Source organism: Helicobacter sp., from assembly GCF_022770205.1.
GTDB lineage: Bacteria > Campylobacterota > Campylobacteria > Campylobacterales > Helicobacteraceae > Helicobacter_D.
In genome coordinates, this window is the sequence record NZ_JALEIK010000038.1 from 22,360 (window position 1) to 47,341 (window position 24,982).

Annotated in this window: 25 protein-coding genes; 11 read left to right on the forward strand and 14 right to left on the reverse strand. The window is 36.7% G+C overall.

The window, feature by feature from the left end; translation table 11 throughout:
- Positions 1–34 precede the first annotated feature (34 nt).
- Complete coding sequence (mraY, locus tag MRZ19_RS07055; RefSeq protein WP_291031595.1) at positions 35–1,093, forward strand: phospho-N-acetylmuramoyl-pentapeptide-transferase; 1,059 nt, start codon at positions 35–37, stop codon at positions 1,091–1,093.
- A gap of 9 nt (positions 1,094–1,102) precedes the next feature.
- The gene (gene murD / locus MRZ19_RS07060) at positions 1,103–2,383 is read left to right on the forward strand and encodes a UDP-N-acetylmuramoyl-L-alanine--D-glutamate ligase (protein ID WP_291031596.1); all 1,281 of its coding nucleotides are present in this window, start codon (positions 1,103–1,105) and stop codon (positions 2,381–2,383) included.
- On the opposite strand, the gene MRZ19_RS07065 is transcribed toward murD, so the two are convergent.
- The 4 genes from MRZ19_RS07065 to MRZ19_RS07080 all read right to left on the reverse strand — a co-directional run bounded on the left by MRZ19_RS07065 (position 2,376) and on the right by MRZ19_RS07080 (position 6,123).
- The gene (locus MRZ19_RS07065) at positions 2,376–4,250 is read right to left on the reverse strand and encodes a primosomal protein N' (RefSeq protein WP_291031597.1); all 1,875 of its coding nucleotides are present in this window, start codon (positions 4,248–4,250) and stop codon (positions 2,376–2,378) included. The genes murD and MRZ19_RS07065 overlap by 8 nt on opposite strands.
- A gap of 2 nt (positions 4,251–4,252) precedes the next feature.
- Positions 4,253–4,483, reverse strand: coding sequence for a hypothetical protein (locus MRZ19_RS07070; RefSeq protein ID WP_291031598.1), 231 nt, complete (start codon positions 4,481–4,483; stop codon positions 4,253–4,255).
- 3 nt (positions 4,484–4,486) lie between these two features.
- Positions 4,487–4,720, reverse strand: coding sequence for a hypothetical protein (locus MRZ19_RS07075; protein WP_291031599.1), 234 nt, complete (start codon positions 4,718–4,720; stop codon positions 4,487–4,489).
- A gap of 74 nt (positions 4,721–4,794) precedes the next feature.
- Entirely contained in the window at positions 4,795–6,123 is a 1,329-nt protein-coding gene (locus MRZ19_RS07080; RefSeq protein ID WP_291031600.1) for an aminotransferase class V-fold PLP-dependent enzyme, read from the reverse strand.
- Positions 6,124–6,216: 93 nt separating this feature from the next.
- On the opposite strand from MRZ19_RS07080, the gene MRZ19_RS07085 reads away from it, so the two are divergent.
- From MRZ19_RS07085 to MRZ19_RS07100, 4 genes are all read left to right on the forward strand, one after another.
- Entirely contained in the window at positions 6,217–7,401 is a 1,185-nt protein-coding gene (locus tag MRZ19_RS07085) for a cation:proton antiporter (RefSeq protein ID WP_291031601.1), read from the forward strand.
- Between the two features lie 75 nt (positions 7,402–7,476).
- Entirely contained in the window at positions 7,477–8,253 is a 777-nt protein-coding gene (locus tag MRZ19_RS07090) for a hypothetical protein (protein ID WP_291031602.1), read from the forward strand.
- A gap of 433 nt (positions 8,254–8,686) precedes the next feature.
- Entirely contained in the window at positions 8,687–9,253 is a 567-nt protein-coding gene (locus tag MRZ19_RS07095) for a hypothetical protein (RefSeq protein ID WP_291031603.1), read from the forward strand.
- Positions 9,254–9,391: 138 nt separating this feature from the next.
- Positions 9,392–9,583 (forward strand): hypothetical protein, encoded by a 192-nt coding sequence (locus MRZ19_RS07100; RefSeq protein WP_291031604.1) that lies wholly within the window; start codon positions 9,392–9,394, stop codon positions 9,581–9,583.
- A gap of 57 nt (positions 9,584–9,640) precedes the next feature.
- Here MRZ19_RS07100 and MRZ19_RS07105 read toward each other — a convergent pair whose 3' ends face one another.
- The 8 genes from MRZ19_RS07105 to bamD all read right to left on the reverse strand — a co-directional run bounded on the left by MRZ19_RS07105 (position 9,641) and on the right by bamD (position 18,494).
- Positions 9,641–10,459 (reverse strand): DNA-processing protein DprA, encoded by an 819-nt coding sequence (locus MRZ19_RS07105; protein WP_291031605.1) that lies wholly within the window; start codon positions 10,457–10,459, stop codon positions 9,641–9,643.
- Complete coding sequence (locus tag MRZ19_RS07110; protein WP_291031606.1) at positions 10,456–12,591, reverse strand: hypothetical protein; 2,136 nt, start codon at positions 12,589–12,591, stop codon at positions 10,456–10,458. The genes MRZ19_RS07105 and MRZ19_RS07110 overlap by 4 nt, the downstream gene beginning before the upstream one ends.
- 67 nt (positions 12,592–12,658) lie before the next feature.
- Entirely contained in the window at positions 12,659–13,645 is a 987-nt protein-coding gene (locus tag MRZ19_RS07115; protein WP_291031607.1) for a divergent polysaccharide deacetylase family protein, read from the reverse strand.
- A 5-nt stretch (positions 13,646–13,650) separates the two neighbouring features.
- On the reverse strand, positions 13,651–13,881 hold the full coding sequence (minE, locus tag MRZ19_RS07120) for a cell division topological specificity factor MinE (protein WP_291031608.1): 231 nt from the start codon (positions 13,879–13,881) through the stop codon (positions 13,651–13,653).
- Complete coding sequence (gene minD, locus MRZ19_RS07125; protein ID WP_291031609.1) at positions 13,878–14,678, reverse strand: septum site-determining protein MinD; 801 nt, start codon at positions 14,676–14,678, stop codon at positions 13,878–13,880. The genes minE and minD overlap by 4 nt, the downstream gene beginning before the upstream one ends.
- A gap of 80 nt (positions 14,679–14,758) precedes the next feature.
- Entirely contained in the window at positions 14,759–15,364 is a 606-nt protein-coding gene (locus MRZ19_RS07130; protein WP_291031610.1) for a ribonuclease HII, read from the reverse strand.
- A gap of 12 nt (positions 15,365–15,376) precedes the next feature.
- Entirely contained in the window at positions 15,377–17,809 is a 2,433-nt protein-coding gene (gene lon, locus MRZ19_RS07135) for an endopeptidase La (RefSeq protein ID WP_291031864.1), read from the reverse strand.
- A 16-nt stretch (positions 17,810–17,825) separates the two neighbouring features.
- Positions 17,826–18,494, reverse strand: a complete 669-nt coding sequence (bamD, locus tag MRZ19_RS07140) for an outer membrane protein assembly factor BamD (RefSeq protein ID WP_291031611.1) — start codon at positions 18,492–18,494, stop codon at positions 17,826–17,828.
- 207 nt (positions 18,495–18,701) lie between these two features.
- On the opposite strand from bamD, the gene fliW reads away from it, so the two are divergent.
- The 5 genes from fliW (at position 18,702) to ruvX (ending at position 22,554) form a co-directional block, all read left to right on the forward strand.
- Complete coding sequence (fliW, locus tag MRZ19_RS07145; RefSeq protein WP_291031612.1) at positions 18,702–19,130, forward strand: flagellar assembly protein FliW; 429 nt, start codon at positions 18,702–18,704, stop codon at positions 19,128–19,130.
- A gap of 6 nt (positions 19,131–19,136) precedes the next feature.
- Entirely contained in the window at positions 19,137–19,877 is a 741-nt protein-coding gene (locus MRZ19_RS07150; protein WP_291031613.1) for a pyrroline-5-carboxylate reductase, read from the forward strand.
- Positions 19,878–19,887: 10 nt separating this feature from the next.
- A complete protein-coding gene (gene miaA / locus MRZ19_RS07155) occupies positions 19,888–20,808 on the forward strand; it encodes a tRNA (adenosine(37)-N6)-dimethylallyltransferase MiaA (protein WP_291031614.1) in 921 nt (306 codons plus the stop codon).
- Positions 20,809–20,871: 63 nt separating this feature from the next.
- Positions 20,872–22,119, forward strand: a complete 1,248-nt coding sequence (locus MRZ19_RS07160; protein ID WP_291031615.1) for a hypothetical protein — start codon at positions 20,872–20,874, stop codon at positions 22,117–22,119.
- A gap of 3 nt (positions 22,120–22,122) precedes the next feature.
- Positions 22,123–22,554, forward strand: a complete 432-nt coding sequence (ruvX, locus tag MRZ19_RS07165; protein ID WP_291031616.1) for a Holliday junction resolvase RuvX — start codon at positions 22,123–22,125, stop codon at positions 22,552–22,554.
- On the opposite strand, the gene MRZ19_RS07170 is transcribed toward ruvX, so the two are convergent.
- Both MRZ19_RS07170 and MRZ19_RS07175 read right to left on the reverse strand, forming a co-directional pair.
- Positions 22,537–23,931 (reverse strand): chemotaxis protein CheX, encoded by a 1,395-nt coding sequence (locus tag MRZ19_RS07170; protein ID WP_291031617.1) that lies wholly within the window; start codon positions 23,929–23,931, stop codon positions 22,537–22,539. The two genes, ruvX and MRZ19_RS07170, sit on opposite strands and share 18 nt — an antisense overlap.
- 9 nt (positions 23,932–23,940) lie before the next feature.
- Positions 23,941–24,897: an OmpA family protein gene (locus MRZ19_RS07175; protein ID WP_291031618.1), complete on the reverse strand. Its 957-nt coding sequence runs from the start codon at positions 24,895–24,897 to the stop codon at positions 23,941–23,943.
- Between the last annotated feature and the right edge of the window lie 85 nt (positions 24,898–24,982).

Sequence of the window (24,982 nt, forward strand, 5' to 3'; positions counted from 1 at the left end):
TTTTCCTAAAATCTCATTTATAAGTGCTAGATTTATGCTGTATTATCTTTATGCGTTTTTTGATATTAATGTGTTGCAATACATTACTGTGCGTTCTGGCGTTGCATTTTTTACTGCTTTATTGCTGACAATTTTTATAATGCCTTATTACATTTTATGGGCACAAAAAAAGCAGGCAAATCAGCCTATTTCAAAGTTTGCTCCCAAAAATCATCAACAAAAGGCAAACACGCCTACAATGGGTGGAATCGTTTTTGTAGGCACAACATTGCTAGCAACTTTATTGTGCACAAAACTTACACATCTTTATGTTTTGCTAGGGATTGCCACTTTGCTTTTCTTTGCTCTACTTGGAATGCGTGATGATTACGCTAAAATCTCACAAAATAAAAATGCTGGAATGCGTGCAAGAAACAAGTTTGCTATACAGATTCTAATAAGTCTTTTGCTCTCTTTTGCCCTTTATTTCACGCCGCTAAATTCAGAATTCTATCTGCCCTTTTTTAAAAATGCGATTTTTGATTGGGGAATATTAAGCATTGCATTTTGGACGCTTGTGTTGGTAGCAACAAGCAATGCAGTTAATCTTACTGATGGCTTAGATGGATTAGTTGCGATTCCATCCATTTACGCACTAACTTCTTTAAGTGTATTTGTTTATGTGGCTGGACATAGCGGACTTAGTGCGTATTTACTCTATCCAAAGGTGCTAGATAGCGGGGAGCTTGTGATTTTATCAGCAGCGTTAATTGGAGCTTTGATTGGCTTTTTATGGTATAACTGCCATCCTGCGCAAGTCTTTATGGGGGATAGTGGAAGCCTTAGTATGGGGGGTTTTATCGCATATATGGCGATTGTTTCTAAAAATGAGATTCTTTTATTTTTGATTGGATTTATTTTTGTGGTGGAAGCTTTGTCTGTGATTTTACAAATTGGTAGCTATAAAACGCTAGGCAAAAAAATCTTTTTAATGGCGCCTTTGCACCATCACTTTGAAGAAAAGGGTTTAAGTGAGAGCAAGATTATTGTGCGTTTTTGGATTGTGGCGTTAATGAGTAATCTTATTGCGCTATTAAGCTTAAAGTTTCGTTAAAGGGTTAGTGTGCTGATACTTTTAGGGTTTGGCAAAACAAATCAAGCCATTGCAGAATCGCACGCACCTGTTTTAGTGTTTGATGATGGTTTTAGGACGCTAAGTTACGATAGCTTTGGGAATGCACTATATCCTAGTGCAGATTTATCAGACATTTTAACTCTACAACGCGATGCAACTATTATCACAAGCCCCGGAATCCCCCCAAGCAATGCAATGGTTAGGATGGCTTTAGAGTTTGTTAAGCAGAATCCTAAGGCATATTTTTTTAGTGAGTATGATTTTTTTGTGCCCACAATGCCCCCTTCTGTGTGGATTAGTGGCACAAATGGCAAAACAACAACCACACAAATGCTAACACATTTATTGCAGCACATTGATGCAAAAAGCGGCGGAAATATCGGCACACCTTTGGCAAAATTGGATTCCAACTCTCCGCTTTGGGTGCTAGAAACAAGCTCTTTTGCTTTGCATTATACAAGACTTGCAAAGCCTAGTTTGTATCTTTTATTGCCACTCTCACAAGATCACATTAGTTGGCACGGAAGCTATGAAGCTTACATTAAAGATAAATTAAAGCCTATTTTATCGCTGAAAGAAAAAGAGATTGCGATTTTACCAAAGAGTTTAGAGGGGCATTCTTATTGTAAAAAATCTTTAGGAAAGCTTGTGTTTTATGAAAATTCTAAGCATTTAGCGCAAGCTTTTGAGATAGATTTAGAAAAAATTTCTTTTAAAGAGCCTTTTTTGCTAGATGCAACTTTAGCATTGTGTGGGGCAAAGATTTTAACGCTACAAACAGATTATGCGCTTTTGAATGCTTTTGAAATTGGCGCACATAAAATGGAGGAATTTTACGATGAGTTTGGGAATCTTTGGGTAGATGATAGCAAGGGGACAAATCTTGATGCAACAATGGCAGCATTGCAATGCTATCAAGATAAAAGGATTCTGCTTGTGTTAGGTGGTGATGATAAGGGGGCGGATTTAAATCCATTGTTTGCTTTGATGAAGGTTTTGCAAAAAGGTAATGGGATAGAGATTTTTGCCATTGGAAGCAACACAGATAGGCTTTGTGAATTAGCACTTGGTATTGTGGAATCTAAAGCGTGTTATACGCTTGAAGTGGCGGTAGAGAGTATAAAGGAGAGATTATTGGAATCCAAAAACGATTCCATAAACGCTTCTATAAAATGTGTAGCAATGCTATCCCCTGCTGCTGCAAGTTTGGATCAATTTAGCTCCTATAAAGAAAGGGGGGAGAAGTTTAAGCTTTATGCGCTTAGTTAAACTCAACAGGATCCATATCAATGTCGCAGGTAAAATTTCTTAGCGGTAAAAGCGCAGTGTGCAAGTCTTTTGCACTTTTTGAGCGCAACATTATCAAATAACGCCATTTATCTAAAATGCGTTCAATCGGAGCTTCTCCACTACCTACAATCTCTACATCAAGCCTATTTTCTTGGATTTTTTGCTTTAAGGCTTCTAAAGCTTCTTGCATAAGTGATTGTGCTTTTGCTTGATTTTTATGATTAAAATGAATGAGTGCTAAACGCACAAAAGGGGGATATAAATTCTGGCGCATCACAAGTTCATCTTCTAAAAAGGTTTGGTAATCTTTTAAATAATGTCTAAAAAAGTCTTCATATTGTGTTTGGATTAGCACTTCGCCATTTTCTTTTCTACCGCTTCTCCCTGAAATTTGAAACATTAACGCTAAGGCTCTCTCTCTTGCTCTATAATCGCTTCCTTTTAAAAGATAATCAAGTCCTAAAATTACACTTAGTGCGACATTGTGATAATCGTGTCCTTTGGAGAGCATTTGCGTGCCAATTAAAATATCAATGGTGCGGTGATTAAATGCGCTAAGGGTTTGGGAGAGTTTTTTTTGCGTGGTGATAGAATCACGATCAAAGCAAGCAATGCGACTTTGTGGCAGCGACTCTTGCAAGGTTTTAGCAAATTCTTGTGTGCCTATGCGTAAAGATTGTAGCATTCCTTTACACTTGGGGCAATTTTGTGGAATAGGGCTTGTGTAGTGGCAGTAGTGGCACTTTAGACTAGCATTTTTTGCGTGCAAGCTTAAAGACACGCTGCAATTTGGGCATTCAATTGTTTCTTGGCATTGCACGCATAGCAAATGCTTGAAATTTGCGCGTGTTGGTAAAAACACAATGGCTTGCTTGCCATTTTTTAAGGTTTTTTGCAAGGCTGTTTCTATTTGTGTGGATTCTGTGTTTTTAGATTCCATATCTTTGCAAAAATGGTAGCATTTTTGTGTGTTAAAATGCGTGCCTTTTAAGCGAAAGAGATTATTGTTTTGTTTAGCGCGCTGATAGCTTGTAGCAAGCGGCGTTGCAGAACCTAGAATAATTTTGATATTTTGTGTTTTTGCAAGATAGAGTGCCACATCGCGTGCGTGGTAGCGTGGAGTGGAGCTTGATTTATACGCATCATCGTGTTCTTCATCAATAATAATGGTGTCTAAATTTGATAGAGGTAAAAACAAAGCGGAGCGCGCACCTGCTAGGATTCTAACTTTGCCTTCTTTTAAGTTTTGTAAGATTTGACTTTTCTTTGTTTTTGTAACTTTAGAATGCCAAAATGCAAGACAATCTCCAAAAACAGCCTTTAAGCGTTTTTCTATTTGTGGAGTTAGGGAAATTTCAGGCATAAGAAAAAGTGCGTTTTTGCCCTTGTTTAGACTTTGGTTAAAAAGATGTATATAAATTTCTGTTTTCCCGCTACCTGTGTCGCCAAAGAGTAGAGATTCTTGTTGCTTTGTGATGTAATTAAAGGCTTCAAGTTGCTTAGGATTTAAAGGATTAGGAGAAAAATTGAGAGATTCTAATTTTAATGCGCAAGCGTTATCAAAAGGAGTGAAAAGGCTATAAGCAAGGGAGCGTGAGGTGCAATAATAGCTTGCAATAAATTCTGCAAGGGTGCATTGGGCTTGTGAGAAGTGAAAGTCTAAAGGCGTGGCTTCTTTACATTCAAATTTTGGCTTTTGGCATTGTTGAAGCACTATTCCTTGAAGGGTTTTAGAGAGCAGGGGAATGCGAACAAGTGCGCCTTTTTCAAGCGGAGTTTTGCTAAAGTAAGTTAATAGCGGGGAGGCTTGCTTTAAGATTATAATGTGATAGAAAAATTCTTGCAAGCTTAATAAGAGTTTTTTGCGTTTTGGAGTTTTTGTGTAGCAGAAGAGATGCTAGCTTCTAATGTGGTTTTGATTTCATAGGATTCCAAAAATGCGCGTAAAAGCTCGCGCGGATTTATTGTGTTTGAAGAATCCGCAAGGGATTTTAGTGCTTCAAATGTGGCAGGAGAGATTTCTTGTGTGGGAATATCAAAGAAACGCCCTGCAATGCAGACACGAAACACATTCTCCATAAACTAGCGTCCTAGTGCGTTTTGGATTTTATTGAGCACATATTCTAATTCGCGTTCTTTTGCGCTAATTTCATCATAAAGAGAGCTAATTTCAGAATTTTTGGCTTCATTTTCTGCTTTTAAAAGCACAATTTGCTGGCGTAAAGATTGGTTTTCATCGCGTTGTTTTTGAAACTCACAAACAAGAGTTTCAACGCTTTCTAGGAGCTTATTTGAAATATTTTTAGCCTCTTCCATTACGATTCCTTGATTGAAATGAGTGCTATATTTTAGCATTATTTCTTTAAGTTTTTAGGAATTTGCTAAAAAATTTAAGGGAGCAAGGTTTTAAGTGTGGTGATTAAATGCGTAATTTCTTTTTGTGTGTGCGTGTAATGCACATTTAGCCTAATCCAGCCGGGCTTTTGGGTGAAAGTTGTGTCATCCTCTAATCCTAACAAATCGTGTCCATAAGGTCCAGCACAAGAGCAACCTGCGCGCACTAGGATTCCGTATTCTTTGGATAATTTTTCTGCTAATGCAAAGGGTTCAATCCCTTTAATGTTAAAGGCAAAAATCCCTAATGTATTGTGCGCTAAGTTCCCATAATGCGTAATGCGTGGCTCATTTTCTAAAAATTCTCTAAATTGCTTAATGTAGGGAAGTTTGGCTTCTTTTATCCATTCTAGTCCGATTTCTTCGCGTAAGGCAAAACCTAAATATGCGCGTAAAAATGCTAAAATTCCGGGAGTCCCTGCTTCTTCTCTGATTTCATCAATTCCAAAATATTTTGCGCTTGTGCGTGAAACATAGCCCACAACCCCCCCACCACAAAAAGTAGGTGGAAGTGTTTTATCAATTAAGGCGCGGTTGATAATAAGGATTCCACTACTTCCGATGCCACCAAAGAGTTTGTGTGGGGAGAGAAAAATTGCATCATAAAATTGCGGAGAAATGTGCAAATAAGAAGCACTGCTAGCGCAATCAAAGCAAACAATTCCATTATGCTTGCGTATAAGATGAGAGATTTCTTGGTAGGGAATTATAATTCCGCTTACATTTGAGCCTAGAGCAAAAGAGCCAATGATTTTACGCCCTTGATTGGAATCTAAAATGTGCTTTAAGGCTTCAGTATCAAAAAGTCCTTGTGCATTTAGTGGCACTCGCACGACTTCACACAAGCCTTCTCTAAAGCTTAGTTCATTGCTGTGGTGTTCATAAGGACCTATGATAACTAAGGGGAATTTGGATTTATCAAGCTTTGATAGGTTTAAAATCGCGCGTGTTTTAGGGGGGATATAAATACCTAGAAGTTCTTGAAATTTTTTAATTGCCGCTGTTGAACCAAAACCACAAGAAATGAGTGCGAAATTGGAATTTAAAGAGTTGGAATCTAATTTGAAAAAGCCTTTTAAACGCTCTCTTGCTCCTTCATAAAGTGCGCTCATAAACTCAGCATTTGCATTGCTTTGGGAATGTGTGTTAGCATAAAAGGGTAAAATGGAGTTGATGCGTGATTCTACGCATTTTGCGCCAAGCCCGCTAGCAGTCCAGTCAAAATAATAGAATCCTTTTTGCAAAATGCAAGCCTCTTTTAAAAGATTGCGTTTGGATTCCATAGCATTGGGCAATGCGTTTAAAAGGGGAGCAAAGAAGTCCATAATTCTCCTAAAATCTTGCAAAAAGTAAAAGGCAGTGCATTTTACCAAAGTAATGTTATACTTTTACTTTATTTTGGAGTTTTTAGATCTTTAATGGAAAATATTATTACCTTTGGAATTGTTGCAGTTTTAATTGTTGTTGCGCCTTTTTTAAGTTCTTTTACGCGCTTGCCTTTGGTGGCTGTGGAAATTGTGTTAGGTGCTCTAGCGTTTCATTTTGGGCTTTTTTCGCATTTAGCATCTTTAGAGTTTGTTGCACACATTGGGTTTTTATTTTTGATGTTTCTATGCGGTTTAGAAGTGGATTTAAAGGCTTTTACAAAGCTTGGCAGTGGGTTTTTAAAATCTGCGTTTTTGTATTTTTTGATTCTTTATGGTGTGGCGTTTTTGTATGTGTTAAACACAAATTTATCAGAGTTTTACATTGCGGCACTTCCTGTTATGAGCCTTGGAATGATTATGGCAATGCTAAAGGAATATCCTAAAAACACTCCTTGGTTAAAGCTTGCATTAAATGTTGGAATCCTAGGGGAGCTCATTAGCATCATAGCTCTTGTAGTGCTAAATGGTGCATATTCACACGGGCTAACTTGGGAGTTGTATAAGACACTGCTTGTGCTGTTTTTATTTTTAAGTGTGATTGTTGGATTTTTTAAGATAGCAGATGTGTTATTTTGGTGGTTTCCCTCTTTAAAATTCTTTTTCATTCCAAAGGATTCTAGCAAAAATCAAGACATTCGCTTTAGTGCAATGCTGTTTTTTATCTTAATTGGAATCACACAGATTTTAGGTTTAGAAAGCGTGCTTGGAGCATTTTTAGCTGGAATGATTTTAGCCACATATTTCCATCATCAAAAAGGCTTGGCAGAAAAGTTAAATGAGTTTGGTTTTGGATTTTTTATCCCGCTATTTTTTATTTATGTTGGCTCTACGCTGGATTTAAATTTAATGTTAAAAAATTTGCATTTATTGTCTTTGACGCTAAGTATTATTGCGATTATGGTGTCCTTGCGTTTAATTGCAGCATTTGTTGCGTATTACAGATATTTTAAAAGTTATGTCAAAACGACACTCTTTGCTTTTAGCCACGCAATGCCTTTAACCTTTTTAGTCGCCACTGCACAGCTTGGAATGCAATTTGGCGCAATTAGCACAGAGGAGTATTATGCGCTGATTTTAGCTGCATTAATGGAGGGAATTTTATTAACCATTGCAATTAAAATGCTTTATAGTTATTGGATACAAACAGATAAGACTAACATTAAATATTTTAGATAACAAGTGAGGGCTTAATGGAATACCTTTTGCTTGCTTTTTCTTAAATTTTTTATAATTTTTAGAAAAGGTAGGCAAATGACTAGCGTATCTAATTCTCTTTATAGCAATCCAAACTCCACTAATTCTACAAATTATAAAGAGAGACAAGAATCAAACACACAATCTACAAGCCAAAATAATGGGGCAATCCAACAAAAAATAAAAGAAGCTATCTTTTATGATATGGTAGCAATTTATGGGGATAGCCTTACAAAATCTAAAAATTCTATGCTGTTAAAACAATATTTGCTAGATAATGTCTCTCTCCCAACAGAGCAAACATTTAAAGATTCTAAAAATATTTTATCCCAAGAAATTAATGATATTTTAAATAATGCCCAAAGCAAGGGGCAAGATAGCAAAGAATTCCATGCATTACTATCATTTGCAAAAACTTTTTTTGAAATGGACAAATCAAGGGAGGATAGCAAACAACAATTATTAACCCTCTTAAAACAAGGGCAAAGCCGAGAATATGCCACAAGCGATGCGTTTTATCACAAGCTTTTTACAAAAACTAAAGCACCTAGCACGATGACTTTAGGAGAAATGGATGCAGTGATTGCAAGGAATGAAAAGCAAGGTTTTTTAAGGGATTATAGCTCTAATAATGAACAAGTGGCAAGTTTGCTTGAGGATTTTTTTGCATTTGCGGATTTTTATAACCTGATTCCACAAGAGAGTAAAGATAAAATTTCAAAACATCTGCAAATATCCCAAAGATACCTTTATAATCAAGCAGGAGAGCTAGAAAACCGCTTGCAATTAGAGAATTTTACCATTTCTTGGGGAGGGCAATGGCACTCTCTTTGATGCTTACCTAAGCGGCTCTAAAATCTCTATTACCTCACAAGTTCTATCCAATAATTTGCTCATCTCCCTTACCTCTAATTTTGATACTTCCCAAAGCATTTTTGATATACTCAATCAAAAAGAAAAACTAGAAAAGGAAAATCAAGATTTAAAAAGCAAACAAGCCATAAAAGCATATAACTATAACAATGGATATTCTAGCACTTTAACTTCTAAAATCTCTAAAGAAATAGATAGCTTCCTTAATCAAATGATTAAGGAAGCAAAAGCATAATGCAAAAAATGCTTTTATTGTGCATTTTTTTGCTTAGTATGACAAGCTTTGCTTTTAATCCCTAAAAGAACTCCATAATCAATATACTACTAAAGCATTCAATATCAATTAAGGAATAAAAATTGCTTAAGGATTTAGAAATATCATTTAAAGGAAAATATGATGTTGGCAAATGTAGCAAATTACAAGCCTTTAGAGATACAAAGTGATTATTCTAGAGAGAGCAGAAAAGACAATCAAGAATTAGCGGAACAAACAGGCTTTCATCAGACATTAAATCCTGATTCCTACAACAATTCTTCTTGGTATTTAGGAGCATATATTACAAGCCCAGAATTTACTTATCCAAGCAATCCTCTTAGTTTTAAAAATACACTAGAACAATCCCTAACTTCAAAAGCAGCAAGTCAAATGCAAGACTTCCTAACCTCTCCACATTTAGCAAACTTAAAAGAAGCAACGGATTTCTCTAGGACAGATTCTAAAAATACCTTTGGTGGATATAGCATAGACAAATATGGATTTGTGGGAGAAGATTTTAACAAGGCAGCAAATTTGCCAAGTGATTACAAAATCCATAAAAATGCCTTACAGGCTTTGAATGATTATTTTACAACTCCTATTGCAAGAGAAAAAGACAATTATTTGCCAGAATTTGAATCCATTGACTTAATCGCAGGGGCAAGAAATTATGCAAATGACAAAAGGCAGCCAACACTCCATTAATGCAGGATTACAGCAATAAAAAGGGGGGAATTTAGAAAAGAGGGAGTGCTATTAATGTATGCGTTTAATAGTGATTCCTTTGCTAAAGCGCAATCGCCACATACGCAACTTAGTGAATATGGAAAATTCTAAAGAGGAATGCCAAACAACTATACTCCTGATGGTCTTGTGGAATCCACTAAAGAAAAAACTCCTGAAGAAAAGACCAAAGAAGCAAAAGACGCTTTAATGGCATATTATATGAAAGCCCTTGAAGAATCAAAAGAGAAAGAGGATTCTGTATCTAGCAACGCTGTCAAAGAAATCAATAAAAAAGAATCAATGAGCTAGAAGGAAGTTTAATGGATAAAGTAGCCAAAAAAGTGTAACCTTGCGATAAATTAGAGTTTAATGACACACTTCTATGCGTCCATTGTTGCGGCGGATTTTACCTTCCAATTCATATTCAAATAACACTTCGCCAAAGCGCAAAAAGGCTTCTTCAAAAAAGGGATTGCTTTGACAAAAATCTAAAATTTCATCGCTTAAATTCCTTGAACTAGGCGTAATATTGGAATCCAAAATGCTAGCACAAATCTCACTTACAAATTCATCTATATCCCAAATCACTTTTGCTTGATTGTTTTTAGCCAAGCTCTGCGTGCCAAGACTCTGCCCTAAATGGTGGGGTGGCACAAAGATGTTTTTTCTAAGGCTTAAAGCATATATTGCGCTCTGCATTGAGCCGCTGTATAAATCTGCCTGTGGAATCACAACGCATTCTCCTAGGCTTATTACAATTTTATTGCGTTCTAAAAAAGAATAGCGATGTGGCGTGTAAGTGGGGGCAAATTGGCTAAGAATCAAGCCTTGCTTATAGATTTTAGAAATCATTGGCGCATTGCTTCTAGGGTAAATATAATCTAGGGAGCTAGGGGAAATCATAATCGTGTTTGGCAGGGAATTTGCGTGGGCTATGATGTCAATGCCTAAGGCACCGCCGCTTACAATTACGATTCCATTTTTGCTGAGTTTTTGTGCGATTGTTTGGGTAAAATTTTGCGCATAAGGGTTTGGATTGCGTGTACCAATAATAGTAACTTTTGGTGCTTTTAAAAGTTCTAAATTGCCACAATAATAAAGAGTTTTTAGCTCTTTTATGTGTGCTAGTGTTTGGGGGATTTTTGCAAGTTTTTTAGGTTTGGTGTTGGAATCTTCTAAAATCATTTTTCTTGTCTAACAATGTAGATGACTACGGAATCTACAAAGCCGCAACGGCGATAACCATCACTTTCTCCCTCGCCTTCAAATTGATCTAAAATGGCTTTTGCTTCGTGATTTTGGAGAAGTTTTACAAGCTCAAAGCTTTTGCCATAGCGTTCAAAATAGCGTTTTAATGTAATAGACCAATTGATTTCAATATTATGTAAAGCTTTCTCAATTTGTTTTAAATAGGCAATCTTTAAAAGTGAGCCGATTTTATCTATCCAATAATCAATCTCTAAATATTCGCCAAATAGCACCATTGCGTGCTTTGCATTGCCATTATACGCATAAGGCTTTGCTTCCTCATAATGGTGTAAAAAATCTTTAGTAAATTCTTTAAATTGTTCCATTGTGCGCAAGCTTTCAATCTCATCAATTAAAGCATACACCTTTTTAATATCCTTTGCCTCAATGGCATTTAGCAGCTTTTCTTTTTGTTGCATTAAAACAATGCGCTCATTTGCAGTGCGTTTTAGGGTTGGGAAAACAAGCAGTGTTTGGGCGATTTTCTTTGCTTCTTCATAGTGGAAGTTTTTTTCTAATTCAATTAAGTTTGCTAGCATCCGTTCACCTACAAGTAAGACTTTTTTGTATAAATCTGTTTCGCGTAAAAAAGAGAATTGAAAAGTTAAGCTAAAATATTCTTTGAAATTTTGCTTTTTTATCAATGCTTCTGCCTTTTCAAACACATCACAATTCCGCAATAGTTGGACAATAAGCTCTTTTTTTGGCGTTTTATTAAAGGGGGCTAGAGTTTGTTCAGCTAGGCGTTTGTTAGCATCTGCATTTTCAATCAAAAGTTTTTTAGCGTCAAAAAATGCCTTATTCCAAATATTTTCTAGCTTCTCATATGCTTGAGTCTTGACAAGGAATTTCGTTGTTTTAAGCATTTCGTAGGCTTTTGTGTAGTCTTTTTTAGCGATGAATTCTAAGAATGTTTTGACACCATCTTTTTGCGCAAGATAAAAGCTAAATTCATTTTTCTTAGAAGGGCTAACCACAAAGGGTTCAGTCAGCTCTATGGCTTCTTCAATAGAATCTTGGTTGAGTAAATCAATGGCTTGGCGGAGAATTTGTGGCCAGACTTCGTCAAAGATTTTGGTTAAGGGATGAATGCTTAAAAAGACATTGTTATTGATTGCTTCTCTTGCGCTTTTATAATCCTTTCTATCAAGGCTTGCTTGTAAATCGTCTTTGCCCTCATTATAGTTAATAATTAGCAGTGAGCCATCAACAGAGCCAATATATAAATAATCGTGCGAAAAAGTTAGGGATGCAGTTCCTGCGTGATCGTTTTTAATCTCCATAGCTTTTGTATTGTCTTTTAATGCAATAACATAGAGCGTATTAGAGCGCGTTCCAACGAGAGCGTAATTTTCTTCAGAATCTATTGCAATGCTTGTGGGCCAAAAAGCAAAAGGGTATTCTTGGGAAATGATTTTACCATCTTTTAGGCTAAAAATAATGGAGGCATTGTTGCGGCAGACAAGAAGAATCTTCTCGTCATTGTCAAAAAATGCACAATCTTCTACAACATCATTTGTTGCAAAGTTAAATGCGATGTTATGCCGGAGCATATCAAAAATGAGTGTAAATTTATCAAATCCGCTAATGGCGACAAACTCACCGCTTTTAGAAAAGCGGATTGTGGAGATATAATCAGAGCGTGCAAGTAGTGAAGTGATAGGCAAAAAACTCTGCCCATCGTAGAAAAACACACGCCCATCTTGCCCGCCTGTTGCAAAAAATCGCCCATCATTTGAAAAAGCAGAAGATTCTACATCGCCATCGTGGTCCTCTAAAGTCGCAATAGGCTGCGGCTTTGCATTATCAAGTTTTATGATAAATGCCTTTTTTTCTCCAAAAATGGGAATACAAAAGTATGCTAGTGGAGAGACTCCAAAGGCGTGGGAGTAGCGGTGTGGGGATTCTACATTTTTAGTTACTTGAATGTTTTTGGAAATCTTTAGGGAGGAGTCAATTTCTACAATATGAAAAGTATTATCCACGCATAATGTGGAATCTTTAGATTGCATAATGTTTAAAATGCTACCTTGTAATTGTTGCATAGATTCTGGAGTTGTCATGCGCATTTTCCTTGCCACAATTTTTAAAAAGCTTAAGGGGGCTATTTTAGCATATTTTCTTTAAATAAGGCATTTATGGTGTGATGATTTCGTTAATATAAACAAGCTCTACGCCACTATTTTCCAAGTAATTTGTTGCATTTTTAAGTGCTAGAAGTGTTGCTTTATGGGGATGCCCAATAGCAATTGCATAGCCTTTTTGTTTAGCAATTTGCACTGCTTGAATGAGTTGCTCAGTAATTGTTGGAATCTCTAGAATGTTATCTAAGAAAACATCACGCTTTAAGGGAGTTTGTTGGCAGGGGTTAAATGCGACATAAGGGGATTTTGCATACACAGCGTTGGTTTTTGTAGTGCCGATGGTTTTGGAATCTACGAAGTTAATGCGGTGGGTTTTTAATGTTTCTAAAAGTAGCGACATTGATTCTAAATCTTGAGTGAATTTACTGCCTGTGTGGTTGTTGATGTAGCTTAAGTTTGGAAAATCTTGCTTGATTGTTTGAATATGGGATTCTATTTTTTCTTTAGAATCGCCCACAAATAGCCATTGATGTTCTTTTTGATAGAAGTTTAGTGCTTCAAGGGGTAAGTGAATCATATAAAAAGGAGCGATTTTAGCAATTTTTGGTGTATCTGGGTTTGCTTTACTTTTGGGAAATAAAGAGGGGGTGAATTTGAAGGGAATCTGTGTGATGGCTTGGTATTGCGCAAAAGTGCCTATATCATCAATGATGATTGCAAGTTGGGGTTTGTTACGCATACAAAAGTTGGAATCTAATTTTGGATTCTGTGTTTGGGAAGCTTGTATTTGGGGTGGTTGTGCTAGTGTTTTGCTTTGTGCTTCAACTTTAATTTGCTCTAAATGTTGTTGTAAAAAATCAATGTTTTTTTGGAGAAGTTCTGTGTTGTTTGTTGCAAGCGTTGTATGGTGTTTAGGAGTTTGTTGCTGGGAATAGTCTGTGGTTTCTTGCGGTTTTGGTTTTTTAAGGGTAAAGCTAAAGGCTAAAAGAATTAGTAATAAGGCGATGATTCCTATTGTAACGGGTTTAATTCTCTCCATTAATTCTATTTTTCTAAAAAAATCTCAACTTCAAGGGTGTTGAAATTTTGGTTAGAATCGGTTTTAATATCAATCTTTTGGGCATTTGTGTATTTTTTAATCACTGCTAAGATTTCTTGTTTCATAGCGTCTATATAAGGCACATTGATTGCACGCTCGTGTGCTAAAATCAGTGTTAAGCGATCTTTTGCTGCTTGTGCAGAGCTTTTTTTACCTTTGAAAAGATTGAAATTCATTGGAATAACCTTCCAAAAAAGCCTTTTTTTGCTTTTAATTCCAAAAAAGGCACATCTTCGCCTAAAATGCGTTTTGCAATGTTTTGGTATGCTTTAGCGGCAAGGGAGTCGGCATAAATTACAGGTTCTCCCGTGTTTGTAGAGGAGATGATTTTTTCATCTTCTGGCACAATCCCAATTAAGGGCAATGCTAAGATATTAAGCACATCTTCTATACTTAGCATTTCACCCTTTTCTACCATTTCAGGCTTTAGGCGGTTAATGATAATGTGTTTTTGCACTTCTTGCCCATTTTTTGCCTTTTGACTTTTTGCGTCAATGATTCCAATGACTCTATCTGCATCGCGCACGCTTGAAACTTCAGGAGTAGAAATGATAAGCGCCCTATCGGCTAAGAAAATAGAATGTTCAAATCCGCCTTCAATCCCTGCTGGAGAGTCTAAAAGCACGATGTCAAATTCTTCTTTGAGTTTATGAATGAATGTTCCAACTTTATCTTTATCTAGGATATTTTTATCCTTGCTTTGACTTGCGGGCAAGAAGTAGAGATTTTTTGCTTTTTTATCGTTAATGAGAGCTTGGGAGAGATTGCATTCTCCTTCCATAACATTGACAATATCATACACAATGCGATTTTCTAAACCTAAAATCATATCTAAATTGCGCAATCCAATATCAAAATCTACTGCCACAACTTTTTTGCCAAGCTGTGCTAAACCCACTGCTAAATTTGCGGTAGTCGTTGATTTTCCAACGCCACCTTTGCCTGAAGTAATTGTTATCACACATCCGCTCAAAATACATACCTTATTGCAAAATAGAGTTGGAATTATAGCGTCTGCTTCGTTAAAAAAGCGATAAAATTTATAAATTTTATCTAAAAAAGTGTCTTAAAATTTAGGGACTTTATCTGAAAGCTTTTGCGATGAATTGGCGATAAGCCGTATGCTATGATTGCTTGTATGTGTGCCTTTGTGCCATAGCCCTTATTGTGCGCAAAATCATAATGGGGATAGAGAGCGTGGAGTTTTAGCATTTCTGCATCTTTTGCGTTTTTTGCTAGAATGCTTGCTGCACTGATTGTGTAGAGTTTAGAATCACCTTTAATGAGTGTTTTTAAATGCGGAATCTTAAAAGCACAATTTCCATCAAAAATATAAAAGGGTGCATAAAGTGTGTTTAAAATCTCTTCTAAGGCTTCTTTAATGCAAGAGCTTAAACCTTTTGTGTCAATAGCATTTGCTTCTTTTTTGATGATTTTAAACTTTGCATACTCTTTTAGCGCATTTGCTAGAGCATCGCGCTTTTTTTGGCTTAAGGCTTTGGAATCTTTTAAGGAGTTTTTCAAGGACTCTGGGAGTTTGTCTAAAATTGCACCACACACAAAAAGTGAGCCTGCTACACAGCCCCTGCCCGCTTCATCAATGCCACAAATTTGCGTATTTTGTGGGATATTCAAAGACTTTAAAATTTCAGATTCCATTTATTCTTTCTTTTATTTCAAAATCACTGCTAACACTTCTTTAAAATCACTCACAGGGTGGATTTTTAGCCCCTCTTTGACTTCTTGTGGAATTTCATTTAAATCCCTTTCAAAATTTTTCTTAGGGATTAGCACTTCTTGCATTCCAGATTTATAAGCAGCGATAAGTTTTTCTTGCAAGCCACCAATGGGTAAAACTTTTCCACGCAAGGTAAGCTCCCCTGTCATTGCAACATCACCACGCGCTTTTTTGTTTGTAAGTAGTGAGGAAAGTGCGCTAGCAATGGCGATTCCAGCACTAGGACCATCTTTTGGCGTAGCACCTTCTGGGACATGCAAGTGAATGTCAAAGCGATTATAAATTTCACTTGCGCTTGGCTTTAGCTTAGAATCAACCTTAAGCGTGCCATTATCAATTAGGGATTTCACATAAGAATAGGCAATTTTGGCACTCTCTTTCATTACATCGCCTAAATTTCCAGTGATTTGCAAGCCCCCCTTGCCCTTAATTTTTAAGGCTTCAATCTTTAGCACATCACCGCCCACACTTGTCCAAGCAAGCCCATTAACAAGCCCAACCTCTGCATTTTTGCTTGCGTTTTCAAATTCGAACACAATCTTATCTAGGTAGTTTGGAAGTGTTTTTTGGGTGATGAGAATCTTTTTTTGCGTTTTGGATTCTGCATTTTTTTCTATGTCTTGCAAAATTTGCTTGCTCACTTTACGCAAAATTTCTGCAATCTTGCGCCTTAGGTTTCTAACTCCTGCTTCCCTTGTGTATTTTTCAATTAGCATTTTAATCCCAGCTGTGCTAAAGCTTACTTCAGAGTTCAGTAAGCCGTGTTTTTTCAGTTCTTGGGGAATGAGATATTTTTTTGCAATCTGCTCTTTTTGGTCAGGCGTGTAGCTATTAATGTTGATAAACTCCATTCTATCGCGCAAAGGTGTAGGAATTGCGCTAATATCATTAGCGGTGGCAACAAAAATCACTTGGCTTAAATCCAAATTAAAATTTGTATAATAATCTCTAAATTCTTTATTTTGCTCAGGATCTAAAATTTCTAACAAAACAGAAGAGGGATCGCCACGGAAAGAATTGCGGATTTTGTCAATTTCATCTAGCACAACCACAGGATTCATTTCCTTTGCATCAATTAATCCTTGCACAATTCTGCCCGGCATTGCTCCGATGTATGTGCGACGATGCCCGCGCAACTCACTTACATCTTCTAGCCCCCCTAATGCAATCCTTACTAATTTACGCTTTAATGCTAGGGCAATGGAGTTTGCAAGGCTTGTTTTGCCCACGCCCGGAGGTCCATAAAAACAAAGGATTGTGCCTTTGGCTTCCATTAGGCTTTTAGAATCTTTGGAATCTAAATTGGATTCTGTTTTTTCTTGGCGCACTTCTATTAATTTACGCACTGCAAAATATTCTAAAATGCGTTCTTTTGGCTTTTCTAGTGCGTAATGGTCTTTGCTAAGTTGCTTTTGCACGGCGTGAATTTCTAAATCTTTTTTTGCATAAGTTCCAAAGGGTATGTCAAGCACCACTTCTAAATAATTTTGTAATAAATTTGCATCGGCACTATCTTGGTGTATTCTTGAGAGTTTATTGATTTGCTTTTGGATTTCTTTGTAGGTTTCTTTTGGGGTAAAGGGCTTTATGGATTCTAGCTTCTGGCGGTATTCTTCAATCTCAGAATCCCTATTAAAATCTCCCCCAAGTTCTCTTTGGATTTGCTTTAATTGTTCTTTTAAAAAATATTCTTTATTGACTTTTTCCATTTGAGAATTGACTTTGTTTTTAATCTCTTTTTGGATTTGCTGGGCGCGGATTTCTTCCATTGTGATTTCAATTAAGCTTAATAGGCGCTCTTCTGGGTTGTTTTCTTTAAAAATTTTATACGCTTGGTCTTTTTTTAAGCGGATGGCACTTGAGATTAAATCCGCTGCGCGATTAGGTTCGTTTGTGTCGTTAATGCTTTTTAGTAAATCTTGGGGGAAGTGCTGGGAGATATTATAAAGTGTGCGTAATTTTTCTTTTAAAACTGCCAAGATTGCTTCAATGCGCACAGCATCATAAGGCAATGAGACAATAGGTGCAACCCTAGCAATGCGTGGAGTTTTAGATTCCATTTGTAAAATGCTACCACGGCTTAAGCCTTGAAATAAAATTTTAATGCGTCCCTCAGGCAAGGCAACACGGCGCATAATTGTGCCAATGACACCTGCATCATAAAAATCTAGTGTGTCGTTATCACTAGGCTTAGAAGGCGCAATAAAGATAAGCTTGTCTTGACTCTCCATTGCTACATCAATAGCTTTTAGGTTTTCCTCATCGCTAATAAATAAAGGAGCAATCATAAAAGGATAAAGAAGCATATCCTCATCCACAATAAGCGGTAAATCTTTTGGAAATTCTCCATAACGCGTTAATTGCATATTCATTCCTACATTCCTACCATTCAAAAAGTTTTTGATACCAAGGCGATTTTACATCATCGCGTAAGACATCTTTTAGCCACTGCACTTCTTGCGTTTTCTCTTTGTAATACTCTGCTCCACTCCCTTTTTTTCTGCGCTCATAAAGGCGTGCGATTTCTTCATTGAGTGTAAGATTGGATAGCTCTAGGCGCAAAAGCATTGAATCTACCATTGGGCGGTAGCGGGAATAGGGATATTGTTGTGTAAATTCTTTGGCATCTCTAATGGAATCTAAAAGCAACTGCTGGTCACGGAATTGTTTTGAAAACGCAAAATAATTAGCTTGGAGTTTTAAAAACTTAATAAAGTCAATGTTCTCTGCGCTACCAAAGCGTTTTGTAAATTCATCAAAATAAAATCCTGCAAGCATATATTCTTCATTTTGCATATGTGCGCGCCCTAAAATTAGCATTGCTTCACGAAGCAAAGGAGAATTTAAATGTTCACTTTGCAGGGACACAAAATAACTATCCGCCTTTTCTAAATCCCCATTGCGGATTTCTTTTAGCATATTTTGATACCAATAATCGGCTGGTTTATTGACTTCATCAAGGGCTAAACCGCTGTTTGTTTTAGAAGAACAGGCACTAAAAATCAGAGCAATACAAAGATTGAAAATAGAAATTTTAATCACTTGATACACTAAGCTTCCTTAATTATTGTAGTTTTATTGGGATAAGAATTTCAAATTAATGGGCGTAATTATAGCGGATTTGTCAATAATTTTTCTAAAATTTAGATAAATAAAATTGATTTTTTGCTGGAATTGCGATAGAATCACACATAAGACTTTGGCACAAAACGCTGTCTGTCAAAAATCAATACAAAAAGGCGCAGTGAGGAACGCGGTATGGAATTTGAAGTGAAATCACCAATTTTGGGTTTTGAGCAGATTAAAAAAATGACATTAGAGAAAATTGTAAAAGATGATGAGACTTTTATGCAACTTAAGAGTTTGCACGATGATGGAATTTCTTTTACTTTAATCAATCCTTATAGCGTGCGTTCTGATTATGAATTTGAAATTCCAGCACCCATTAGAGAAGCTTTAGAGTTGAAGGATTCCACAAATATTGCTGCCCAAAACAATCAAGTTGTAACGCTAAATATCGTCTGTATCCAAGAGCCTATCCAACATTCCACAATTAACTTCTTAGCTCCTGTGTTATTTAATTTTGAAAATAAAACGCTTGCACAAGTTGTCTTAGAAAACCAAAAATATGAAAACTTTGGGTTAGCAGAGCCAATTTCTAAATTCTTTGATTTCACACAGCAATAATTTTCAATGAAAACCTTAATCCTTTTAGGTTACGGCAAGATGGCAAGGTCCTTAGCGCAGGGCTTAAAAGATACCTACAAAATCTTAGTAACAGGGAGAGATTCTGCTAAAATCCAAAATTTTTGCAATACTCTTAATGTAACTCCGCTTTATTTAAACGATTTTACTTTGGACATTACAGGTGCTGAGGTTTTGCTTTGTGTGAAGCCTTATGCGCTCACTTCTTTTATGTTTCAAGGTAGGGCAAAATGCGTGTATTCTATCTTAAATGCTGTAAGCTTAGAGCAGTTAAAAGCAACAATGGAATCGGAATTTTATATCCGCGCAATGCCTAATGTGTGTGCGAGTGTCAAGCAGTCCCTTACTAGTCTTTGTGGTGATGCGCAATGCAAAGAGGAAGCCTTTAGAGTTTTTAATTCCATTGGCAAAAGCATTTGGTTAGAAGAGAAGCATTTTCCGCTAGCTACGGCACTTGGGGGTTGCGCTCCTGCGTTTTTAGCCTTTGTTGCAGAATCGCTTATTGATAGCGGGGTAACTTATGGGCTAAGTAGGGAGGATTCCACACAGATTGTGCAAACGCTTTTTAGTGGATTTGCTAGTCTTTTGGAGCAGAGTCATCCTGTGCTCTTAAAAGAAAGTGTAATGAGTCCGGGAGGTTCTACTGCTCAAGGTGTTGCTATGCTAGAAAAGCACGCCCTTAAAAATGCCTTTTTAGAAGCAGTTTTGGCTTCTAAAAACTCTGCTTAAAATTGTTCATTTGATTGATATTTTACAAACACAGCGCAATTGTAAAACTTTTGCCATTCTTGGTGGAAGTGGTTCGGGTAAAACGGCACTTTCTTTAGAGATTGCAAGGGAGTTTCCTTGCTCCATTCTCTCTTTAGATTCTTTAAGTATTTATAAAGAAATTAATATCGCAAGTGCAAAACCTAGTAAAAAAGAGCGTGGAGAAATTGCACATTTTGGGATTGATGTGTTGTTTCCAAACCAAATACAAAATGTGCAAAACTTTATTAAGGAATTTAAAAAAGCACAAGCGTTTTGCACACAGCAGAATCAATTTTTATTAATTGTTGGTGGAAGTAGTTTTTATCTAAAAGCACTATTAAGTGGAATCTCTGTTTTGCCAAAGCATCAATCTGCCACAAAAGATAGAATCCAAAATTTAGGGGATTTGAACGCGCAATATGCGTTTTTACAAAAAATAGATTCCAACTTTGCAAGCTCTCTTAAGCCCCAAGATTCCTATCGCATTATGCGCGCATTAGAGATTTATTTTGACGCAGATTGTATTCCTAGTTTGTATTTTAAGGAGAATCCACCAAAGCCAATTTTAAGGGAGTGTGCAATTTTTGAGATTGTGCTAGATAGGGGGATTTTAAGAGAGAGAATTGCTTATCGCACAAAGGCTATGTTAGAGCAAGGATTAATTGATGAAGTAGAAAGTTTAATAGAGAGTTATGGAGAGGCGCATCAATGGGCAAAAAGCATAGGCATTAAGGAGGTTTTAGCCTATAAAAAAGGGGAGTTTAGCTTGCAAGAGTTAGAAGCGCAAATCACAACACATACTGCACAACTTGCAAAACGCCAAAGGACTTTTAATAAAACGCAATTTGCGCCGCATTTTTGTGATGCGTTTTTAGGCGTTAAAGAGGCGATAAAGCGTGCTTTTGGTTAAAGGTAGTTTTGGTAAAAATTTGTTAAAATCACGGAAATTTTTGCAGAGGAAATAAGGAGACTTATGGCAAGAAAGTTATTATGGGTAAGCCCTTTTAGTTTGCACGATACAAGTTCTGGAGCAGCAGTGCAGTGTAAGGCTATGTTGGAAGAACTTGCTAAAAAAGGGATAGAAGTTAAGGTGCTTGGAAGTTTCATTTTTGATTCGCCAAGGGGCACAACTTATTTTCCAAAGTTAGAAGAGGAGCTAAAAAGTCGTGGCACAGAGCCTGTGGTGCTTGATGATGAGGGAATCCAATACCACTATACCATTTGCCAAAGTCGCTTTATGGAGGATTTTACTTATACAGAATCTTGGAGTTTTTTTCAGTATTTTAGTTTGCTTTGCAATAGCTTTCGTCCGGATGTCGCAATGGGATATGGCACAGGGACAAGTGGAATTGCCATCCACGCAGAAGCTAAAAGGCGTGGGATTCCTTTTGTTTATCCCTTATGCAATGGGAATCATCCCTATTATACCTTTGAAGATTGCGATTTATTAATCACAGAATCCCAAGCAACTGCAAATTTATACGCAGCACGCGATAGAATTAATGTGCAAGCTAGTGGAATCTTTATTAACAAAGAGAAATTCGTCAGTAAAGACAGAGAGCCTAAATATGTAACAATGGTGAATCCTTGCGCACCAAAGGGGTTAAGTATTTTTGCAAAGCTTGCACACATTGCACAAAAAGAATTGCCAGATGTCAAGTTTCTAGCAGTAGATGGGCGTGGAAGTTTTGCAGAAGCTTTAAGCACTTTGCATTTGCCAAATAGCGAAAAAACTCCCTATGTTCCAAAAATGTTTAATAATGTAGATATTGCTTCACATACGGGAAATATGAAAGAAATCTATAAACTTACAAAAGTTTTAATTGCACCATCTCTAGCCTATGAGTCTTGGGGGAGGGTAGTAAGCGAAGCTGTGCTTAATAAGATTCCAACTCTTGTAAGTGCTAATAATGGAGGAGGATTGCAAGAAGCTATGGCGGGAATGGGGTTTGCGGTGAATGTGCCTGAAGAATGCTTAAAGGATTATTTAAGAATCCCTAGCGATAAAGAGATTAAAGAATGGTTAGATGCGCTTAAAAAAGCCTTGAAAAAAGATTTCTCTAAAGAGTTCAAAAAGGCACAACAGGAGCTTGATATTGCAACAAGCACGCAAAGATTATTAGAGATTTTAGAACCATTATTTGCTAAAAAAGCAAGTCAGAATCCACACATTATCCATAATGGAATTTTGCGAATGGAGCATAATGGGGGTTTCCGTTAAAAATTGGAATCTAAAATTATTTTAGCACTTGATGTTGGATTAAAACGCATTGGAGTTGCAAAATGCATTAATGGGATTCCACTTTGCCTAGAGCCGATTTTACGCAAAAATCGCAATCAAGCAGCAAATGCCGTGCGAGCTTTGGTTTTAGAATCGCAAGCTAGTGTGTTGGTAGTTGGAATTCCTTTTTTAGATCATGCAAAGGCAAAGGATTCCGTTGCAACAATGCAACGGCGCATTAAGCACTTTGTGGGGCTCTTAGAGTTGGAATCCCAAATGGAAATTGTTTTTTTAGATGAGTCTTTTAGTTCAAAAGAAGCATTAGATAGGCTGAGCGATAAAAAAATGCGCAAAAAAGCACACAGCAAAGGTGGAATCTTAGATTCTCTCGCTGCACTTGTGATTTTAGAGCGGTATTTAATGCGCCAAAAATAGCACTAAAGGTTTATCATTGAATAATAAATTTATTTGCACGCCCTGCTTGCCACTTAGTGTTGTGGCAATCTCATTTTCACTTTTATAAGCCTCTGGCAAAGAGATTCCAATTGATAAATTGTGTTCTGATAGCACAGCCTTAGAGCGTCCAGCAATGATGTTTGTAAATTCACAAATGACATCTAGTAACTCTTCATCGCTTTGGGATTCTTCACCTAAAAGCATTGTTGAAGCTTCTTTAACAATGCTTTTGCTAAAGCAAAGTGCTACCAAGCCATTCATATCGCCTTCAAATCTAATCATTGCTCCCATAATATCCGCTTGGGAAGTTTTGTTGTATTGGGTAACTTTATAATCTGTGCGTTTGGCACTCCCACCTGTGAGTGAAGAAAGCGTTTCAATGGCAGCATTGATAAATACAGGAAGTTGTGCTACAAGTTGTTTGGTTAAACCCTTGCGCTTTTGGTCTGTTATTTGATGGCTTTTAGCTAATTCTTGTATTTTTGGATTCTTTTTGCATTCTTCAATGCTATTAAAAAATAAAATATGGCTACGCGCACAGAGATTTTGTTTGTCATTATCTAAGTGGATTTTCAAACCGCAAATGGCGATACAGGATTCAAATCGCGTATTATTTAATGCTAAGGACATTATAAAATCAAGCACAGCTGGATTAAATTCTTTTGTTTCGCTTGCATCAAAAATAAACACTTTATAGCCTTCTCTGAGCCTAGAATTATGTGCTTGGATATTAAAAAATAAAGCAATGTTTTTATCCACTTTTTTATAAAGCGTGTAAGTTACGATTCCGTTTGCAATAGTAATAGGAATAAAATTATTTGTAATATCAAAGTAAATGTCATAAAGATAAATTGCTTTATCTAAGAGTTGGCGACGCTTAGCGATAAATTCGTTGCTAGTGCTAATGCAAACAACTTCATAGCCCTTAGCACTGAGTTCTTGAGAGATTAGTGTTTGCACCATATTGTCTTTGTCATAATATACAATGGTTTGATTAAGCGGTGGTGCTTTTAACCCTAGCAATAAGTTTGCCATACTCTCTGTGCGGAATAGCGGTAAGCTTTTGTTGGGAAATAGAGCCTTTAACTTAGGAAATTGTTCATCATTGTAATCCACAAAAGCCACCGCAACACTGACTTTATTTTGCATTGCAAGCAGGGCTTTTGCAATTAAGATTGTCGCACCTTCATCAAATTCTTTCACATTTTCAAAGGAAAAATACACTGCTTTTAGTGAAAGGGAACGGATTGTTGCGCTATTTGAAATGAGAACTTGGCAAATTTCTTTAGCTGCTTTCGTATCTAAACGCACATCAGGAGCATAAATGGCAATGTCGTGTTTGATAATTGGTCGCATAGTAAAAACTTAGTGATTTGGTGTTGTATAGATTTCTGCTTCTACTCTTCTATTCTCTTGCCTGCCTTCTTTTGTTGCGTTATTAGCAATAGGCTTTGATTCCCCATAGCCCTTAGCTTCTAGGCGTTCTGCGTGCACACCTTCATTAATAATTGCATCTTTAACAGCATTGGCGCGGCGAATGGAGAGTTTTTGGTTGTAGCCATCATCTCCTATGGAATCTGTGTGTCCGCTAATGGTGGCTGTTTGGTTTGGATTTTCTTTCATTGATTGTGCAAAATCTTTAATCTCTGCATTGTATTGTGGAGCAATCACAGAGGAATCAAAAGGGAATTGCACAGAGAAAGTGTGGATGTGTGAAAGTGTTGGTTTCTCTTCTGCTACCTCTATAATTTCCACTTCTTCTAGGATTTCTTCTGTCACTTTTACAACTTCTACTGCTTCCACTTCTTTGGCGTAAGTGCCAAAAGGAATACTAAAACCAACCATACCAACAATATCACTGCGCCCATCAAGACTAATCATATGTTTAAGTTCAGTTTTAAGGTGCAGAAAGTCTGCTAAAGCATAGCGCACACCTACACCATATTGTCCAAAAAAGTCGCTATCTACACTATGCAATTCATTGGAAATATGCTCATAACCAAACCCGCCTAAAATATAAGGAGAAACCTCGCTATGAATGTTGAATTCTTTGATTAAATCTACAGAGTAACGCTCCGCATTTGTTGATTCCTTTGAGAAATGATATTCTGTATTATTAATGTGTGCATAGCCTATTTCTAAAAGCACACTTGGCATAACACGCGTGGCAAATTTCAAGCCATAGCTTAAATCAATGTTGTCTGCATATTTATCATTGCTAATATGCCAACTTCCACCAATTTGTGGAGTGATTTCATACAGATTATCCGCTGCAAATACAGAAACCCCAAGTGCTAAAGAAAGCGCAAATATTTTTTTCATAGGATGCAATCCTTTTTTGTTTAAGTGGTGCATATTTTATCTAATAAATAATTTAGATAAAATTAGACTTTATAAAATTCTTTGA

What these genes read in the sequence shown, in the direction of transcription:
- MRZ19_RS07115 (WP_291031607.1), bottom strand. Translation starts at nt 13,645, where the DNA reads ATGGAGAGAATTAAACCCGTTACAATAGGAATCATCGCCTTATTACTA.
- MRZ19_RS07105 (WP_291031605.1), bottom strand. Translation starts at nt 10,459, where the DNA reads ATGATTTTAGAAGATTCCAACACCAAACCTAAAAAACTTGCAAAAATC.
- MRZ19_RS07110 (WP_291031606.1), bottom strand. Translation starts at nt 12,591, where the DNA reads ATGCGCATGACAACTCCAGAATCTATGCAACAATTACAAGGTAGCATT.
- MRZ19_RS07075 (WP_291031599.1), bottom strand. Translation starts at nt 4,720, where the DNA reads ATGGAAGAGGCTAAAAATATTTCAAATAAGCTCCTAGAAAGCGTTGAA.
- MRZ19_RS07150 (WP_291031613.1), top strand. Translation starts at nt 19,137, where the DNA reads ATGAAAACCTTAATCCTTTTAGGTTACGGCAAGATGGCAAGGTCCTTA.
- MRZ19_RS07100 (WP_291031604.1), top strand. Translation starts at nt 9,392, where the DNA reads ATGCCAAACAACTATACTCCTGATGGTCTTGTGGAATCCACTAAAGAA.
- MRZ19_RS07085 (WP_291031601.1), top strand. Translation starts at nt 6,217, where the DNA reads ATGGAAAATATTATTACCTTTGGAATTGTTGCAGTTTTAATTGTTGTT.
- MRZ19_RS07095 (WP_291031603.1), top strand. Translation starts at nt 8,687, where the DNA reads ATGATGTTGGCAAATGTAGCAAATTACAAGCCTTTAGAGATACAAAGT.
- fliW (WP_291031612.1), top strand. Translation starts at nt 18,702, where the DNA reads ATGGAATTTGAAGTGAAATCACCAATTTTGGGTTTTGAGCAGATTAAA.
- MRZ19_RS07175 (WP_291031618.1), bottom strand. Translation starts at nt 24,897, where the DNA reads ATGAAAAAAATATTTGCGCTTTCTTTAGCACTTGGGGTTTCTGTATTT.
- minE (WP_291031608.1), bottom strand. Translation starts at nt 13,881, where the DNA reads ATGAATTTCAATCTTTTCAAAGGTAAAAAAAGCTCTGCACAAGCAGCA.
- MRZ19_RS07130 (WP_291031610.1), bottom strand. Translation starts at nt 15,364, where the DNA reads ATGGAATCTGAAATTTTAAAGTCTTTGAATATCCCACAAAATACGCAA.
- MRZ19_RS07080 (WP_291031600.1), bottom strand. Translation starts at nt 6,123, where the DNA reads ATGGACTTCTTTGCTCCCCTTTTAAACGCATTGCCCAATGCTATGGAA.
- MRZ19_RS07070 (WP_291031598.1), bottom strand. Translation starts at nt 4,483, where the DNA reads ATGGAGAATGTGTTTCGTGTCTGCATTGCAGGGCGTTTCTTTGATATT.
- MRZ19_RS07090 (WP_291031602.1), top strand. Translation starts at nt 7,477, where the DNA reads ATGACTAGCGTATCTAATTCTCTTTATAGCAATCCAAACTCCACTAAT.
- MRZ19_RS07170 (WP_291031617.1), bottom strand. Translation starts at nt 23,931, where the DNA reads ATGCGACCAATTATCAAACACGACATTGCCATTTATGCTCCTGATGTG.
- mraY (WP_291031595.1), top strand. Translation starts at nt 35, where the DNA reads ATGCTGTATTATCTTTATGCGTTTTTTGATATTAATGTGTTGCAATAC.
- MRZ19_RS07160 (WP_291031615.1), top strand. Translation starts at nt 20,872, where the DNA reads ATGGCAAGAAAGTTATTATGGGTAAGCCCTTTTAGTTTGCACGATACA.
- lon (WP_291031864.1), bottom strand. Translation starts at nt 17,809, where the DNA reads ATGCAATTAACGCGTTATGGAGAATTTCCAAAAGATTTACCGCTTATT.